17 protein-coding genes are annotated in these 14,893 nt (G+C 45.4%); 10 read left to right on the top strand and 7 right to left on the bottom strand.

From position 1 onward, the window contains the following. Positions 1 to 71 precede the first annotated feature (71 nt). The 6 genes from ACXACM_RS16895 (at position 72) to ACXACM_RS16870 (ending at position 5,461) form a co-directional block, all read left to right on the top strand. A complete protein-coding gene (locus ACXACM_RS16895) occupies positions 72 to 641 on the top strand; it encodes a 5'-methylthioadenosine/S-adenosylhomocysteine nucleosidase (RefSeq protein ID WP_474823199.1) in 570 nt (189 codons plus the stop codon). 2 nt (positions 642 to 643) lie between these two features. Further along, complete coding sequence (locus ACXACM_RS16890; protein ID WP_474823197.1) at positions 644 to 958, top strand: phosphorylase family protein; 315 nt, start codon at positions 644 to 646, stop codon at positions 956 to 958. A 109-nt stretch (positions 959 to 1,067) separates the two neighbouring features. Then, positions 1,068 to 1,874, top strand: coding sequence for a hypothetical protein (locus tag ACXACM_RS16885; RefSeq protein WP_474823196.1), 807 nt, complete (start codon positions 1,068 to 1,070; stop codon positions 1,872 to 1,874). Between the two features lie 13 nt (positions 1,875 to 1,887). Further along, on the top strand, positions 1,888 to 2,931 hold the full coding sequence (locus ACXACM_RS16880) for a substrate-binding domain-containing protein (RefSeq protein WP_474823195.1): 1,044 nt from the start codon (positions 1,888 to 1,890) through the stop codon (positions 2,929 to 2,931). Beyond that, positions 2,928 to 4,448, top strand: coding sequence for an ABC transporter permease (locus tag ACXACM_RS16875; protein WP_474823194.1), 1,521 nt, complete (start codon positions 2,928 to 2,930; stop codon positions 4,446 to 4,448). The genes ACXACM_RS16880 and ACXACM_RS16875 overlap by 4 nt, the downstream gene beginning before the upstream one ends. After that, positions 4,448 to 5,461, top strand: coding sequence for an ABC transporter ATP-binding protein (locus ACXACM_RS16870; protein ID WP_474823193.1), 1,014 nt, complete (start codon positions 4,448 to 4,450; stop codon positions 5,459 to 5,461). Before ACXACM_RS16875 ends, ACXACM_RS16870 begins: the two co-directional genes overlap by 1 nt. A gap of 9 nt (positions 5,462 to 5,470) precedes the next feature. Here the strand turns inward: ACXACM_RS16870 and ACXACM_RS16865 are convergent, their stop codons facing one another. Beyond that, on the bottom strand, positions 5,471 to 5,959 hold the full coding sequence (locus ACXACM_RS16865) for a DUF2938 domain-containing protein (protein ID WP_474823191.1): 489 nt from the start codon (positions 5,957 to 5,959) through the stop codon (positions 5,471 to 5,473). Positions 5,960 to 6,036: 77 nt separating this feature from the next. On the opposite strand from ACXACM_RS16865, the gene ACXACM_RS16860 reads away from it, so the two are divergent. Next, positions 6,037 to 6,441, top strand: coding sequence for a helix-turn-helix domain-containing protein (locus ACXACM_RS16860; protein WP_474823190.1), 405 nt, complete (start codon positions 6,037 to 6,039; stop codon positions 6,439 to 6,441). Between the two features lie 193 nt (positions 6,442 to 6,634). On the opposite strand, the gene ACXACM_RS16855 is transcribed toward ACXACM_RS16860, so the two are convergent. The 5 genes from ACXACM_RS16855 to ACXACM_RS16835 form a co-directional block, all read right to left on the bottom strand. Continuing rightward, a complete protein-coding gene (locus tag ACXACM_RS16855; RefSeq protein WP_474824404.1) occupies positions 6,635 to 6,808 on the bottom strand; it encodes a hypothetical protein in 174 nt (57 codons plus the stop codon). A 70-nt stretch (positions 6,809 to 6,878) separates the two neighbouring features. After that, the gene (locus tag ACXACM_RS16850) at positions 6,879 to 8,798 is read right to left on the bottom strand and encodes a monovalent cation:proton antiporter-2 (CPA2) family protein (RefSeq protein WP_474823189.1); all 1,920 of its coding nucleotides are present in this window, start codon (positions 8,796 to 8,798) and stop codon (positions 6,879 to 6,881) included. Next, entirely contained in the window at positions 8,795 to 9,424 is a 630-nt protein-coding gene (locus ACXACM_RS16845) for an NAD(P)H-dependent oxidoreductase (protein WP_474823187.1), read from the bottom strand. Before ACXACM_RS16845 ends, ACXACM_RS16850 begins: the two co-directional genes overlap by 4 nt. Before the next feature lie 129 nt (positions 9,425 to 9,553). Beyond that, the gene (locus ACXACM_RS16840) at positions 9,554 to 10,015 is read right to left on the bottom strand and encodes a hypothetical protein (protein ID WP_474823186.1); all 462 of its coding nucleotides are present in this window, start codon (positions 10,013 to 10,015) and stop codon (positions 9,554 to 9,556) included. 154 nt (positions 10,016 to 10,169) lie between these two features. Then, positions 10,170 to 10,688 (bottom strand): YgjV family protein, encoded by a 519-nt coding sequence (locus ACXACM_RS16835; RefSeq protein WP_474823185.1) that lies wholly within the window; start codon positions 10,686 to 10,688, stop codon positions 10,170 to 10,172. A 267-nt stretch (positions 10,689 to 10,955) separates the two neighbouring features. On the opposite strand from ACXACM_RS16835, the gene gloA reads away from it, so the two are divergent. Continuing rightward, positions 10,956 to 11,486: a lactoylglutathione lyase gene (gene gloA / locus ACXACM_RS16830; RefSeq protein ID WP_474823184.1), complete on the top strand. Its 531-nt coding sequence runs from the start codon at positions 10,956 to 10,958 to the stop codon at positions 11,484 to 11,486. Between the two features lie 61 nt (positions 11,487 to 11,547). Here gloA and ACXACM_RS16825 read toward each other — a convergent pair whose 3' ends face one another. After that, positions 11,548 to 12,201 (bottom strand): nitroreductase family protein, encoded by a 654-nt coding sequence (locus tag ACXACM_RS16825; protein ID WP_474823183.1) that lies wholly within the window; start codon positions 12,199 to 12,201, stop codon positions 11,548 to 11,550. Positions 12,202 to 12,486: 285 nt separating this feature from the next. Between ACXACM_RS16825 and ACXACM_RS16820 the strand changes: the two genes are divergently transcribed. Further along, positions 12,487 to 12,702 (top strand): hypothetical protein, encoded by a 216-nt coding sequence (locus tag ACXACM_RS16820; protein ID WP_474823181.1) that lies wholly within the window; start codon positions 12,487 to 12,489, stop codon positions 12,700 to 12,702. Between the two features lie 109 nt (positions 12,703 to 12,811). Beyond that, positions 12,812 to 14,686, top strand: coding sequence for a DUF885 domain-containing protein (locus ACXACM_RS16815; protein WP_474823180.1), 1,875 nt, complete (start codon positions 12,812 to 12,814; stop codon positions 14,684 to 14,686). Positions 14,687 to 14,893 lie beyond the last annotated feature (207 nt).

Below are 14,893 nucleotides of genomic sequence, written 5' to 3'. Positions count from 1 at the left end.
GTGTAACTATTGGTAGTTGGCTTCTCTGCATACATTGTTTCAGTTATACAAGATTGGAAGGCGTTCTATTCATGAGAAAGATAATTCAGTTACTAGCTGTTGCCTGGGGTGTATTAGGAGGGTATGGAGCGAGCGCGAAAGATTTTAATTCCGTTACTGTCCCTGCCAGTAAGGGCAGCGCAATGCCTGTCATGATCCAGGGACCGATGCCGATCGAAGCAGAGTATTTTGCGTCATTGCTTAGCAACGTGAAGCTGGAAGTAACGGGAAACGCGGTATTCTATTCTGGTACATTGAAAGGCTACCCGGTTGTGGTAGTTAAAACTGGTAAAGGGCTGGAAAATACAGCGGCAGCAACGGCGGTGGGCATTGAACGTTTCAGGCCAGCTGTAATTATAAACCAGGGCACCTCAGGTGGGCACGATCCTTCCCTTCAGGTAGGCGACATTGTACTGGGTGAAAAGAGCGTGAATGCTGCTAATTTTAAAGCTCCTCATCGCAAGGCTGGCGAGGGAAGCGAGCCGCTGGATTGGTTACCAATGGACATTATGGCCTCTGAGGGCAGTGCTGGGGAGGGCGAGGCTGCAAAAGATGCAGAAAAAGTGGCTTCTACAGCGGAGATCCCACCCTCATCAACTTAGCGTTGTCGATTAAATCAGCCCATCAGCGCGGTAAAGTGGTTAAAGGCGTGATAGGTAGCGGTAACTTTTGGAATAATGAAATTGATCGCATTCGCTGGCTTCATGATAATTTGCAAACCAGTGTTGAAGAGATGGAAACAGCATCAGCGGCACAAATTGCCCACGCTTATGGAGTGCCATTCCTTGGCGTGCGAATTCTATCTAACAACATCACAAACCACGGTGAGTATGATCCGAGTACCGCAAAAGACTGTCAGCAATTTGTCAGATTATTAGTTGAAAAATACATCAGTTCACAGTCGTTGGTCTCGCGTTAGCGAGGGTTTAACCGGCGTGGGTTTTCTACTACTTTGGTTGGGCGTATATTTACAGTATTAATGATAATAAGTATCATTTACTGAAATCTTCCTCACATTGGAAATAATAATGACTTTTACTTTTAAAAAACATCGTAATCTATTGGTTGTCCTGGCTATATCAACCGGGCTGTTTAGTGCGCAGTCCTTTGCAAATGGTGTAATTACTGATCAGGTCAACAACCTGCACGCTCATCTGGATGAATATAATGAAGAAGTACACTGGTTAACAACTAAGTTTGGTGCAGTGGTGGATACCTATGAAGAGCAGGGGAAAGTAGATACCAATGTGATGATTGAATACTGGGAGGAAGTTGACTTTCACTCTGCAATAGAAACTCAGTATGTGCCGGTATATGCGTCGATTTGGCAGGGCATTTATGGTGTAAAGCAAGCCATCGACAAGGGCGAGAAAGTTGATGTTGTTCGCGAAGAGCAAATGAAACTCAATCAGGCCTTGTGGCAAGGTCTGGGGGCCGTTAAACTTGCGTCCCAATATCAGAAAAAAGGCCTGATTGCCAAAATTCAAACCACCGAAGTTGAGCCAACGACAGGTCCGGAAGTGGTTGAAGATATTAAAAAACGCCTGGACAGAGTCGTTGCTAAATACGCAGAGCAACTCTCAGAAGTAGCAACAACGCTGGTTCACGATACCTACCTACAACGATTTGAAGGTATCGAGGGCGCGTTAATTGAGCAAAACGCTGCACTGGTGGAAGACCTGGAAAAAGACTTTAACGTAACCTTGCCTCAAACTATCAGTGCTGATAAGGGCGTTGATGCAGTACGTGAAGTGGTTGAATCCATGCAGGTTAAGCTTGATCAGGCCAGCCAATTACTGGCGGAAGCAGAGAAGCGCCGTAAAAGCGTCTTCTAAGGAATTTGAAGTAATGCATCGTAGAACATTTATTCAGGGCCTGGCCATGTCGGGGTTGTCAGCAGGTATTGCTCTTCCTGGCGGGTTTACCTTTGCGTCGCAAACCACCGCATCATCTGTTTCTGTGGAAGATTTACCTGAATTGAAGGGAAGTCTTACTATGTATCTCGGTAGGGGAGAAGGCGGCCTGTATGAAAATGTTCTTGATGCAATTAAACAGAGAAATCCGGCACTAAAATTACAAATTCGCAGGGGTGGTACAGCTGCTCTGGCGAACACGTTAGTTGCAGAAGCCAAGGCTGGCGTGAAGCGAGCCGATCTTTTCTGGGCTGTAGACACAGGTTCTATCGGCATGATCACTGAAGCGGGAATGGGAAAAACACTTCCGGCAGATTTGATTGCACAGCTCAAGCCTGGTTTTAAGTATCCAAAATGGTCTCCGGTAACCGGCCGTGTTCGTACGTTACCATTTAATACAAATCACGTGTCGGCACAACAAATTCCAGATAGCGTGATGGCGCTTCCCGATACTGATTTAAGACTGGGATGGGCACCAGCGTACTCTTCGTTCCAATCTTTTGTCACCGCAATGCGTTTGCTTGAAGGCGAAAAAGCAACGGCAAACTGGCTTAAAGGTATCAATGGTAAAGCAAAGAAATACGCGGGTGAACTAGGCGTAGTCATGGGTGTTGAGCGGGGCGAAGTCGATGTGGGTTTTGCCAATCACTATTACACACTGCGATTGAAATCCGGAAAGCCCAATGCCAGTGTTGATCTTGCTTACAGTAAGAATGATGCAGGTTGTTTAGTAAATGCTTCTGGCATTGTGGCGCTAAGCGACGGCGACTTACCCGTCAATTTCATTCGTTACTTACTGTCCAGAGAAGTGCAGTCCTACCTGGCGTCTGAGGCCTATGAAATCCCGTTAGTAAACGGTGTCACGCCCCCGGCGGGATTAGCGCCACTGTCGGAGTTGTCACCCCCGGAGCTGGACTTGCGAAAATTGGCGGATTTCCGACCTACTCTAGATTTAATGCGGAAAGTCGGCGTTCTGTGACAAATTTGCCTAAATCTTATCCTTTTGCATTTTTCATTGCGTTACTGGCATTGTTGCCTATTGGCGTATTGTTTTCACTTGCGTCCGAAAGCGCGTCTTTTTTCGACCCTCGCAACATGCAGGTGTTGTGGAATACCCTCACATTAATGTTTTTCACCGTGGTAGGTTCCGTGTTCATCGGTGTTCCATTGGCCCTTTTTACTGCTTACGTAAACCTTCCTCTTAAGCGGTTTTGGTTAGTGCTTTTTGCTGCTCCCCTGGCGTTACCTAGTTATTTGGGGGCGTTTACCCTTTACTATGCCTTTGGTACAGGTGGTGAAATAGAAAACACCATTGGGGTTACAACGCCACCTCTCGAAGGTTTGTGGGGGGCGTCGCTGGTAATGACTTTATATACTTATCCCTTCGTGATGATGACAACACGGGCAGCTCTTTTGAGCCTGGATGCTAGCTTGGTCAATGCAGCAAGAACCCTCGGACTTAGCTTGATGAGCAGTATCTGGCGGGTTGTATTGCCTCGGGTTGTAAACAGTATCGCTGCCGGCTCGCTATTGGCTGCACTGTATGCGTTATCTGATTTTGGTACACCAGCTATCATGGGGTTTGATACATTTACCCGGGTTATATTTGTTGAATATAACGCGTTCGGTCTCAGCCAGGCCGCCATGCTTTCGTTGCAATTGATGTTAGTGGTAGTGCTGGTGCTTGTTATTGAGTCTCGAATGGGGGGAGATAAAGAAAGGCCAGGTAAACACCTGAGTATTTGGCTGCCGTCATGGTTAAATGCAAGCTTCCTCATTATTGCAATGCCAGTAATCTTGTTAGCGATTGTCCTTCCCCTGGCAGTATTTGTTCTCTGGCTGGCCCGCGAAGGTGCTGCAGGGTTTGACATCGAATACGCCTGGAACTCTGCCTATGCCTCTATGTTGGCCGCTGTTGCTGCCGTAGTACTTGCTGTGCCGGTGGCTCATGCCGCCATTGCTGGTAAAGCGGGTAAATTTATGGAGCGTATTACGTATTTTGGGTTTGGTGTGCCTGGCATCGTAATGGGAACGGCGTTGGTTTACCTTGGGCTGCAAGTCACTGTGTTGTATCAGACGCTGGCACTACTGGTTATTGCTTATGTATTGCGATTTTTACCTCTTGCGGTAGGCTCTATACGTAGCACTGCGGAGAACCAGGAGGCCGGGCTAGTCAAAGCGGCGCGTGTATTAGGCGCGTCTCCGAAAGAGGCGTTTATGCGGGTTACGTTACCCCTTACTATGCGTGGTATGATTGCTGGTGCTGCACTTGTCTTTCTTGAAGCTATGCGGGAGTTACCAGCGACATTGATGCTAGGGCCCACGGGTTTTGAAACCCTGGCTACGTATTTGTGGCGGGTATACGAAGCCGGATATTTTGGCCGTGCAGCCGTGCCGGGTTTGTTACTGGTAGTGCTTTCCGGGTTAGGTTTAATTATTATGCTTTCAGGAGAGCGCCGTGCCGAATTTTCAATCAGTGAGGATAATCGCCGTTAATGCTTAAAGTCAGTAATTTGTCAGTAGATTATGGGTCTACCAGGGTTGTTAGTAAACTGAGTTTGGAACTGGGCGAAAGTGAAATCCTCATGTTGGTTGGGCCCACAGGCTGTGGTAAAACCACGATTCTTCAGGCATTAGCCGGGCTCATTCCAATATCAGAAGGGCAGATTTCCCTGGGCGAATGGACATCTACAGCTACAAAAAACGTCCCACCTGAAAAGCGTAATGTGGGTATGGTTTTTCAGGATTTTGCACTTTTTCCTCACCTCACCGTTGAGCAAAACGTTTGTTTTAGACTAAAAGATACGAAATTATCAGATCACTGGCTGTCGTTACTGGGGCTAAAGGATTTTAAAAAAGCGAAACCGGCGAGTTTATCCGGTGGTCAAAAACAGCGGGTCGCACTCGCAAGAACGCTAGCCCATCAACCCGCATTCGTGTTATTAGATGAACCACTTTCAAACTTGGACGCGGCCATGAAAGATACATTGCGCTGGGAAATACGCGATGCGCTTAAAACTGCAGGCGTACCAGCCATTTGGGTCACCCATGATCAGGATGAGGCTCTGTCGGTAGGAGATCGGGTTGGGGTATTGAATGGCGGAGAGCTCGAGCAGCTTGATACACCCGAAGCTTGTTTTTCGCAACCTCGCTCCCGTTTTGTCGCTCGCTTTCTCGGTGATGCTTGTTTTGTTGATGGGCGCGTTGTAAACGACAGAGTCGAAACGGAAATTGGAAATGCACCAGGTAAGGCCATGAATACTTCGGGCCGACAAGTTGATGTACTGGTCAGGCCTGACGACGTGGTAATGCATGCTAACGGCGATGTCACAAACGCAAAGATTACATGGAGTCGCTACGAAGGTGAGTCCCGACTTTGTGGCGCTGTGCTCGATAACGGCTCGGAGTTAAAGGTCAGAGTAAGTCACGAAGTCAGTGTGCAACCTGGAGACCGAGTACAACTTAACCTACATTCAGAGCATGCTTTAGCTTATTTTGGCAAAGTGTAAACACAGAACTCAACTCACCATTTGTAAGGTTTTTCCCGCCAAATACAAGCCAATACCATACAGGGTATGATTGTAAAAACTTAGCATTCTCGCCTTTGTTGGTTGTGGTGTTTTCGCCGCTGCTATGCCCAGTCCCATACAAGGCTGCATGATGAAGTAGGGAAGTACCACTGTTACCATCCCCATAACAAGCGGAGGTATCAGTGTGGGGTTTTTAAGCCATGTGTCACCACATAGCGCCGTGAACACCAAGCTAAAACCAATCCCTACTGTGTAGTGAGCTAACCAGCCTATAACTTTTTCGCCTTCTATGGCTTCAGCTGAAGGAGTATGACGTTGTAAAATTGTTCCGCGACCTATATAACCAAACCATCGGCCTACCATAGGATAATTTGGAAATGGGATAGCTGAGAGTCGCGATGTACAAAAACTCAGAATGTCCATCCACAGTGTTGCGAGTAATCCTAATTGAATACTTTCAGTAAGGTAAAGCTGCATGTCTGACTCCGTCATTGATTTGTAGTTTCAGTGTTGATAGTCTGCCACTTCAAGCTAACTTTAAGTCAAGAAGTAAGATGGATATTTCGGAAGTAGCCAAAAAAACGGGTGTTTCAGCATCCGCGCTCCGTTACTATGAAGAAAAAGGGCTTATCACCTCTGTGGGGCGGCATGGACTTCGCAGAGTATTTCACCCGTCGGTAATAGAACGGTTGTCACTTATTGCGTTAGGTCGATCTTCAGGTTTTACTTTGGATGAAGTTGGGAGCTTGTTGGGGAGCGATAGTTCGCTTGAAATAGACCGGAAAGCACTGCTGGAAAAAGCAGACTCACTGGACAAAACGATACAACAGCTTACCGCTATGAGAGACGGTCTGCGCCATGCGGCGGTATGTTCTGCCCCTACGCATCTGGAGTGTCCAAGGTTTCAACGGTTTATGAAAATAGCAGCAAAAAATGTCAGGCGTAAAAAAAGCGCCTGATTACAGAGGCGCTTTTAGCAAAAGTGATCTCGCTTACTTCGCTTTTTTAAGTTTCTTCTTCAGCTTTTTCACTTTTGTTTCTTGCTTAGCAATTTTTGCTTTTGCGACTTTAATTTCTTTCTTAAGGACTTTTGCTTTTTTGGCCATGGTGGCTCTCCTTTTCTATTATATTTCAATTATTGTGGCACATCATCTAGGTCGATGATTTAGGCTTGTGCTCAGCAATGTACTGGCGTATAAACCGCCTTACTTCTCTGGCTGCACTGGTATCAAGCTCTTCACAGAGGTCTACAAATTCCGCCCGTTCCAGACCATTAATGCGAATGATCAACTGACTATCTTTTTTCTTTGGCTTCTTTTTGTCCAACGTTAATACCCTCACCGAAACAGCCTTATCGGTTTACCGATATACAATATATATCTAATGTATATACATTTCAACTTTTGGGCTTCTCTTTTTCAAATTTGTCTGCATAACCTTTTGGCGGGGGCGTCCATCCGCGCATACGAGAGTGGTGGTCATGGAGATCTTTATTCAATGCGTCCTGGATGAGTGATTCCAGTTGGATGAATAGCTTCAAATAATTATTGTCAAAACGCTCGCCACTGGCATCGTCTGCCCAAGCCTGATACAAGGTGTCGTTCTGTTTGTTCTCAATGTGTTTGTAAGCACTTTTCTGGCGTTCTACCTGAAAAGGGTGAAGCCCCATTGACCGCAGTGCTTCTGCTCCCATTTCCAATGCAGAGTGATAAGTTTCAGACACCACAACATGAGCGCCAGCTTGTTTTAAACGATAGCTGTGTCCGCGGTCGAACGCCCTTGCGAGGATACGGATGTGTGGGTAGGTATGGCTTATATACTTCACCATTTCAATAGCGGTTTCCCGGTCATCTATGGCTACTACCATAAGCGACGCTTCTTCAATGCCTGCAGTATGAAGCATGTCCGGTTTAGACGCATCTCCAAAGTAGGAATGAGTACCAATTTTTCGCATTGAATCGATTTGTGCTGAGCGTACATCCAGAACCACAGTTTTAAAATTATTAGCGAGCAACAAGCGATTAATGATTTGTCCGAATCTTCCTATCCCTGCGATAATCACTGAGCCACTGTCGTTGATAGTATCAGCCTCTTCGTTGTTCGATTGTTTTTCGAAAGCTGGCAAAATGACCTTATCGAAAAGAATAAAGAGCCCTGGCGTCAGGAACATAGACAACGCCACCACCAAAGATAAGATGGCAATGATATCTTGTGGCAACACAAAATTTTGCGATGAAAAGCTCAATAGCACAAATCCAAATTCACCTGCTTGAGCAAGGCTTAGTGTCAGAAGCCATTTATTACTCTCTCTGAGAGAAAAAATCATAGCAATAACGTAAAGAACAAGAGCTTTTATCAACATAACAGCAACGGTTAGTGCTATTATCAGTAGTGCGTTTTCCGATAGCACGCTAATGTTTACACCTGCTCCGACTGTAATGAAGAACAGCCCCAGAAGTAGCCCTTTAAACGGTTCGATATTGGCTTCAAGTTCGTGTCTGAATTCACTGTTTGCCAGCACTACGCCCGCAAGGAATGCTCCGAGAGCTGGAGATAAACCCACCAGGCCCATCAGGGCAGAGATACCAATAACTAACATGAGTGCAGTTGCGGTGAATATTTCCCGCAGGCCAGAGGAAGCAACAAACTTAAAAAGTGGCCTACTGAGGAAATGCCCACCCACCGTAACGGCAGCAACGGAGGCAATGATTACAAGGCCGTATAGCCAGGCGGGTAACCCGGAAACAAGGCTGTAGTTATCATGATGGTCAGCTCCTCCCTGTTTCACTTGTGCAGCGAGCTCCGGTATGGCCAGAAGCGGAATGAGTGCGAGCATGGGAATAACCGCTATGTCTTGAAACAACAATACGGAAAAAGCGCTTTTGCCTCCTTCTGTTTGCTGTAGCCCTTTTTCCTGAAAAGTTTGCAACACAATGGCAGTAGAAGATAACGCGAAGATCAAACCGATTGTCAATGAAATAGAGAATGGCTGCCCTAAAAGTAACGCAACGCCCATAATCAATACTGTGGTAAGTAGCAATTGCAATCCGCCCAGACCAAGTAGCTTGCCTTTCATTGCCCATAGTGACTTGGGTTCTAATTCCAACCCAACTAAAAAAAGCATCATTACTACGCCAAATTCAGCGAAATGTTGGATAGTAGTCGTTTCGTCGCCAACTAAACCTAACACCGGGCCAATAGCGACACCTGCTATCAGATAACCTAGTACCGACCCTAAACCCAGTCTCTTGGCAATGGGAACGGCAATTACTGCGGCAACGAGATAAATGAAGGCTTGAAGAAAGTAACCTGTCATTCTATTTCTCCTGCAATAGATGGGCAATTGGCGAGGTTTTCACAATTTTGGGCCTCATTGGTATCCAGTGTGTTGTCGGCTAGTTTTTGCAATAAACGACGCCATTTTTGCCGATGTGACTGTATGCGCTGTTCTTCTTTCGCTGTTCTCGAGCCAAAAATAGCGAATGGGCCAAGGTAGATCATACCGGTAAGACTGGCCATTTGTTCTAAGGGCTGCAATAGCTGATTTAAGGTAAAGTGATTGAAACCATCCGTTTGATAAGCTTCTTCCCGGCCACCAGCAGATAATGCACAAAAAAAGCGCTTGCCTTTGAGTGCTGTGCCGTTGTCGCCATATGCGAACCCGTATTCGAGTACCAGATCTTGCCATTCTTTGAGCAATGCCGGTGTGGAATACCAGTACAAGGGGAATAAAAATATGATGACATCATGGGCCAGTAAACGTTGTTGCTCTTTGTCGATATCAATGTTGAAATCTGGGTATTCGGCATATAGGTCGATTACAGTAACATTGGGCTGTTCCTTGGCATCGCGAAATAGCGGTACATTTACCTCCGAGCGGGAAGGGGAAGGGTGAGCATAAAGTACAAGAATTTTTTTGCTTTGAGGTTCTTTACTGTCCATTGGAGAAATGTTCTGTCATATGGCCTGGGCTTTTCACCATTATGAATAGCTTGCGCTATATGAACAATCGGAATATTGGCTGTTACGGGTGAAATGTTCCTTACAGCCAAAAGTTAACCAATTTTTATTTTATCCCGCCATAACAGCAATTCTTTTTTCAACAATTATGGGCAAACCATGCCTTACTGCGGAAACTCTTACACGTACATAGGCTTTTTCAGTGTTTGCAGCCTTGAGAGTCAAAGTTTTATCACCCGCTAAACGAGTTAAATATAAACTTGAACGCCCCTTTACTTCTACACCCCGGCCACTAATGATGTCAGCCTTAACATTGTGATAATCTGGGTGGACCCGATAACGGAGAGTCAGTACTGACTCTGAAGATGAAGGCCCGGATGATGCAGTTAATGCCACCTCTATTGGCGCAGTTTCCGGCGGACTAAAATGTTGCAGCATAACAGGGTGTAGAGCTGGCGAAAGAGGGGGGAACTGAGGAATTTTACTGTCACTTACTTCGTGAAATTGACACGCTAACGTGTCGAACGTGAAAAGCGCGATAAATAAAGGAAGAAAAAAGCGTTTTAGTTTCATGCCATTACCAATTTTTGTTTAGACGAATAACAGCCCAGCCGAGTGCTGTGACTGTTCTTGCTGTCCTGATGTAAAAGCACTAAAGAAAACGAAAAACTATTTTTTTATCATTATACCTTAAAGCAAGCGTTGCTTCAGGTAAAGCCCGGCGACACTATGCCGGTTGCGCTAAAAGTTGCTTTCTAAGTTTAAACCAATACCAGGTATTTGATATTGCAAACATGGCTTCGGTAATGGCAAGCCCCCACGTATGGGTCAATAGGGCATATACAGTGAAGTTCGCTGAGCCAACAATCATGCAAACCCGTAAACCGACTTCTTTACAATATAACTCGCCAAAGCGATATGCCATGAACGTAAAAACGGGGAGCATAGCCAGAACACTGGTTTGTTCAGTGTAATAATTGACAGTTAGCACTACAGAAGACATGAAAAACAAACTGACGTAGGTGGCTTTTGCTGACAGTAATTGTTGTTTTACCAAGCGATAAGTTGTGCTCATTCCCGCTACCATTAATACAATGGCACCACCCCAGGCTTGTTCAAACAGCAATAAGCTGCTGATTGAAATACAAAGCCCTAAGTTCAGTAACAACAACTTTCGTTCTGTGTTACACCAAAAAGAAGCTACAGCGAAGGCAACAGGCAAAGTATGAAGTAGTATCGCAAACATCCTATAAACCCTAGCGAAATTGAGACCAGTGAAAATCGACGGTAGTCTACTCTGAGGAGGTCTCTTGACCAAGAAAAAGTTAGTTCAGTGCGACAATTTTTAAAAATGTGAGACAAAAATTGAAAATAAACGCGAGAAGCTGTTATTCATTGTTGCCTCCGTCTGATTACACAAGCTAGCCATAAGATCCAGGCTTGAGAAACAAACATTCGCCCCCCATTTACCAGTTTATTATCTTAATAATGCCCTCTTGGGGAGGAATATATAATGAGTCGACATTTTGATAAAGCAGAAGGTCTTTGTGAGAACAAAGACGACGCCACAAACGGATTTGTTTTCAACCAAACCATGTTGCGCATTGCAGATCCTGCCCGCTCGCTGGATTTTTATACACGCATAATGGGAATGACGTTGCTAAAACGGCTGGACTTTGAATCTATGAAATTTAGTCTGTATTTTCTTGCTGCCGGTGATGACTTTTCAGATATCAGTGACGATATTGAAACCCGCACAATGCAAACCTTTGGCAGACCAGCAATGCTTGAATTGACCCACAATTGGGGAGATACCGCAGAGTCCACGCAGTATCACAATGGCAACAGCGACCCACGAGGCTTTGGTCATATCGGTTTTCACGTGCCTGACTTTGAGGCAGCTTGCTCGCGTTTTGACAAGTTGGGGGTGCCGTTTCAAAAACGGCCTGAAGACGGTTCGATGAACAACATTGCCTTTATAAAAGACCCTGACGGCTACTGGATTGAAATTTTTGATGCTAACAAGGTCGCCAGCTTAGGTTAGGTTGGCATTTAACTCATAGTGATGAGAAGCAGGCTTGTATCTTAGCCTGCTTTAACCCATATTAGATGACAGTAATGACATCTTGTTTGTGCAGGCGTGATTTAGGCAATGCGGCGTTGTAGTCTTCCTCACCGCTATAGCCGATAGCCAGGGCGACATCACAAATGTAGCCATCTAATTCTTCGGCAAACAATTTTCCAATCATCTCTTTGTCTACCCCTTCCATGGGCGTACAATCGACCCCGAGTCTGGCAATGGTGTGCATAACGTTACCCATGGCAAGGTATAGTTGTGCTTTTGTCCAAGGCGCATTGATTCCTTCCTGATCTGTATTGAGTTCTGTAAACGCATAGCTGCCAAAAAGTTTTTCTCTGTCTTCGGGTTTTGCCCGACCGTCTTCAATTTGTTTATCTACCACTTTACTGTAATTGTCACGGTTATGTTTCGGGTTGTAAGCGAACAGGATCGTGTGTGATGCTGCTTTTGCATGTTTCTGATTAAACTGAAATTTATTGGCAAAAGTATCGTGCAATCGTTGCTTGGCAGCGTCGCTTTCAATGACAATAAATTTCCACGGCTGGGAGTTTATAGAAGAGGGAGATAACCGCAGTGCTTCCAAGATAATTTCCATGGTTTCTGCTGGTACTTTTTTAGAGGCGTCGTAGTGTTTTACGGTATGTCGGGACGTTAAATCATCAAGAATTGGATGGGACATGATTGCTCCTTTATAAGATCTGATAAAACGTACAGTGCGGTCTTTTTCGCGGTTTTCAAAAGCGTATTTTGGTTTTCAGGGTGAAATAACAAGAATAAGCGATATTTATGTCAAGAAAAGATAAATCACATGGTAAAAATTTGATCAAAAGGTAAACTAAAAATGAAAACTTTCTTGGCACAGATCAAATTTTTCCAAGCCGTATTTGTTTACCATTAGTTTTCGACCTTTCATATTCTCTTTTGTAGCAGTTTTCAAAAGAATACGTTTATTTGGAGATCCGCTATGACATCACCTGCAACACGCGAGACGCTTGCCGAACTTGCTACCAGTGTAGATAGCGCGCATATCTGGTTGCGCTGTTTTCGTACCTGTTCGTCGTGTCATCCGTTGTCGGATACACTAACGGAATACGCATTCAGTGATGGCAGTCACGTTGTCCTTGATTCCAGTTACCCTTTCCCCAAGCCTGTAAAAAATAAAAGGCTTCGCATCGCCTGATGTGAATGTGTTCGCCATAAAGCCCCTGCAGGGGCTTTATTTTTTCGTGGTGCTGAATTTTCCTCGTTGTTAAGGCAGAATGTCTGATAACAAATAATTAGGGAACACTATGAAATTAAAGACATTGGTTATAGCCATCGTTGGTGCAAGTTGTGTGTGTGCTTGTACTGATCCAACTGATGGGCACACTCAATCAAACCCTGGGGCAGTCAGTGCTGCAGCTTCAGCGTCTGTACAGTTGAAAAACAGTGATGACAAGTACACCCAAATCTTTCTTCAGCATCAACCTGCACTTTCTACCATGCTGGCAATTGACGAAAGTGAAGCCGGCGGTCCTTACAACCATCGCTTTCCTGATTATACCGTACAAGGCATGGAAAGTTTTCAGCAGGCTATGAGTGAAGCCAGTGAGAATATAGGCGGGATAGATAGTGAAGGTTTATCAGAAAAGCAACTGGTTCATCAGCAAATCTTGTCCCATATTTTCACTTACTACGCTGGCAGTGAGCAATTCTCCGGTGGCTATATAGATACCTGGGGTGGGCATCTTCCGTACATCATTAATCAAATATCCGGCCCTTTGATCGATGTGCCTAAACTCATGCAAGTTCAGCAGGCCGTCACAAATGAAGCGCAAATAAAAGCCTATCTGAGCCGTCTGGAAACCATGGGCACATTCGTAGATGAAGTCGTCTCGAAGTTTAACGCCGATGCGCAAAAGGGCATTATCTTGCCAAAGAAACTTCACCCTAAAACTCTGGCATTTTTTAACGGCTTCCTTGCCAGTGAGCCATCAGAACATGAACTTGTCAGAACGTTTGTTGAAAAAATTGCAGCTATCAATGGCTTGTCAGATGAGCAGCGCAATGAGTATGAGGCGCAGGCAATAAAATGGGTGACAGCCGTTGTTTATCCCGCTTACAACCGCGCCAGGGACGCGGTGTTGGAGAGCGAAAATATTGCCAGCAATAACGATGGGATTTGGTCTCAGCCGGGTGGAGAAGATTTCTATTCACACCAAATTCGCTTCCTGGGTGATTCTGCTTTGACGGCCGATGAAATACATCAGCTCGGCCTGGATGAAGTAGACAGGATCACAGCGCTGATGGACGAGATATTACGCATCAATGGCTTCGAAGAAGGTACAGTGGGTGAAAGAATGATGTCCCTTGCCACTTTACCCGGTCAGGTCTTTTCAAGCACTGATGATGGTCGCCAGGCACTGTTAAATTATCTCTCAGAGGAAATAGACAAAGTACTCGAAAAGGCACCGGATTTTTATGGTACGATTCCAACCCAGGCGGTGGAAGTCAGGCGGATACCGCCAGTATCTGAAGCTGGTGAAGCTGGTGGTTTTTACTCGCCTCCGTCGCTGGATGGTAACCGCCCTGGTATCTATTGGATAAATTTGCGGGACATGGCGGCAGTGCCGAAGTTTGGCCTGAAAACACTAACTTATCACGAGGCTGTGCCAGGCCATCATTTCCAACTTGCTCTGAATATGGCTCAACAGGATATTGGCATCATGCGTCAGAATGCTCCCTACAACGCTTACGTGGAAGGATGGGCGTTGTATTCTGAATTTGTCGCCAGTGAATATATGGGGATGTACGAGAACGACCCATTGGGTGACTTAGGACGCCTGCAGGCAGAGCTTTATCGTGCAGTACGTTTGGTCGTTGATACCGGGTTACATAGAAAACACTGGACACGGGAACAGGCCATCGACTATTTCCACAATACGACGGGGACGTCGTTGTCGGACGTGGTACCAGAAGTAGAAAGGTATATGGCCTGGCCGGGACAGGCGTTAGGATACAAACTGGGTATGCTGAAGTTTGTTGAGTTGGAAAAACAAGCTAGAACAACCCTTGGTGACAATTATGACATTAAAGGACTTCATAATCTTATGCTTCTGCCTGGTGCCCGGCCAATGTCGTTGGTAGAAAAGCAAGTTTTAAAGTGGATTAACCAGCAAAAGTAAAGCGAAAACGCAATTTTAAAGCCATTAAGAAGGTCTCTGATTGTAGAGGCCTTTTTTTGTGAGAGGCGTAGGTTGCCTGGTGCTGGACAATATTTTAGGTATGAAACTACTTATCAACTTACACATCTGATTATCATTTTCCATATCGAACAGGGTTATTGAGTTAGCTACACTCCTGAAAAATCAGGAAGCCAGCAACACTTTTTG

It is taken from the genome of Alteromonas sp. AWQ4_252 (assembly GCF_056158205.1).
Note: the sequence above shows the minus strand (reverse complement) of the source record. Positions and strands in the feature narration are given on the sequence as shown.

Coding starts and splice junctions, on each gene's coding strand:
- ACXACM_RS16840 (WP_474823186.1), bottom strand. CDS start 10,015: ATGAAACTAAAACGCTTTTTTCTTCCTTTATTTATCGCGCTTTTCACG.
- ACXACM_RS16820 (WP_474823181.1), top strand. CDS start 12,487: ATGACATCACCTGCAACACGCGAGACGCTTGCCGAACTTGCTACCAGT.
- ACXACM_RS16850 (WP_474823189.1), bottom strand. CDS start 8,798: ATGACAGGTTACTTTCTTCAAGCCTTCATTTATCTCGTTGCCGCAGTA.
- ACXACM_RS16880 (WP_474823195.1), top strand. CDS start 1,888: ATGCATCGTAGAACATTTATTCAGGGCCTGGCCATGTCGGGGTTGTCA.
- ACXACM_RS16860 (WP_474823190.1), top strand. CDS start 6,037: ATGGATATTTCGGAAGTAGCCAAAAAAACGGGTGTTTCAGCATCCGCG.
- ACXACM_RS16825 (WP_474823183.1), bottom strand. CDS start 12,201: ATGTCCCATCCAATTCTTGATGATTTAACGTCCCGACATACCGTAAAA.
- ACXACM_RS16885 (WP_474823196.1), top strand. CDS start 1,068: ATGACTTTTACTTTTAAAAAACATCGTAATCTATTGGTTGTCCTGGCT.
- gloA (WP_474823184.1), top strand. CDS start 10,956: ATGAGTCGACATTTTGATAAAGCAGAAGGTCTTTGTGAGAACAAAGAC.
- ACXACM_RS16845 (WP_474823187.1), bottom strand. CDS start 9,424: ATGGACAGTAAAGAACCTCAAAGCAAAAAAATTCTTGTACTTTATGCT.
- ACXACM_RS16815 (WP_474823180.1), top strand. CDS start 12,812: ATGAAATTAAAGACATTGGTTATAGCCATCGTTGGTGCAAGTTGTGTG.
- ACXACM_RS16870 (WP_474823193.1), top strand. CDS start 4,448: ATGCTTAAAGTCAGTAATTTGTCAGTAGATTATGGGTCTACCAGGGTT.
- ACXACM_RS16895 (WP_474823199.1), top strand. CDS start 72: ATGAGAAAGATAATTCAGTTACTAGCTGTTGCCTGGGGTGTATTAGGA.
- ACXACM_RS16835 (WP_474823185.1), bottom strand. CDS start 10,688: ATGTTTGCGATACTACTTCATACTTTGCCTGTTGCCTTCGCTGTAGCT.
- ACXACM_RS16865 (WP_474823191.1), bottom strand. CDS start 5,959: ATGCAGCTTTACCTTACTGAAAGTATTCAATTAGGATTACTCGCAACA.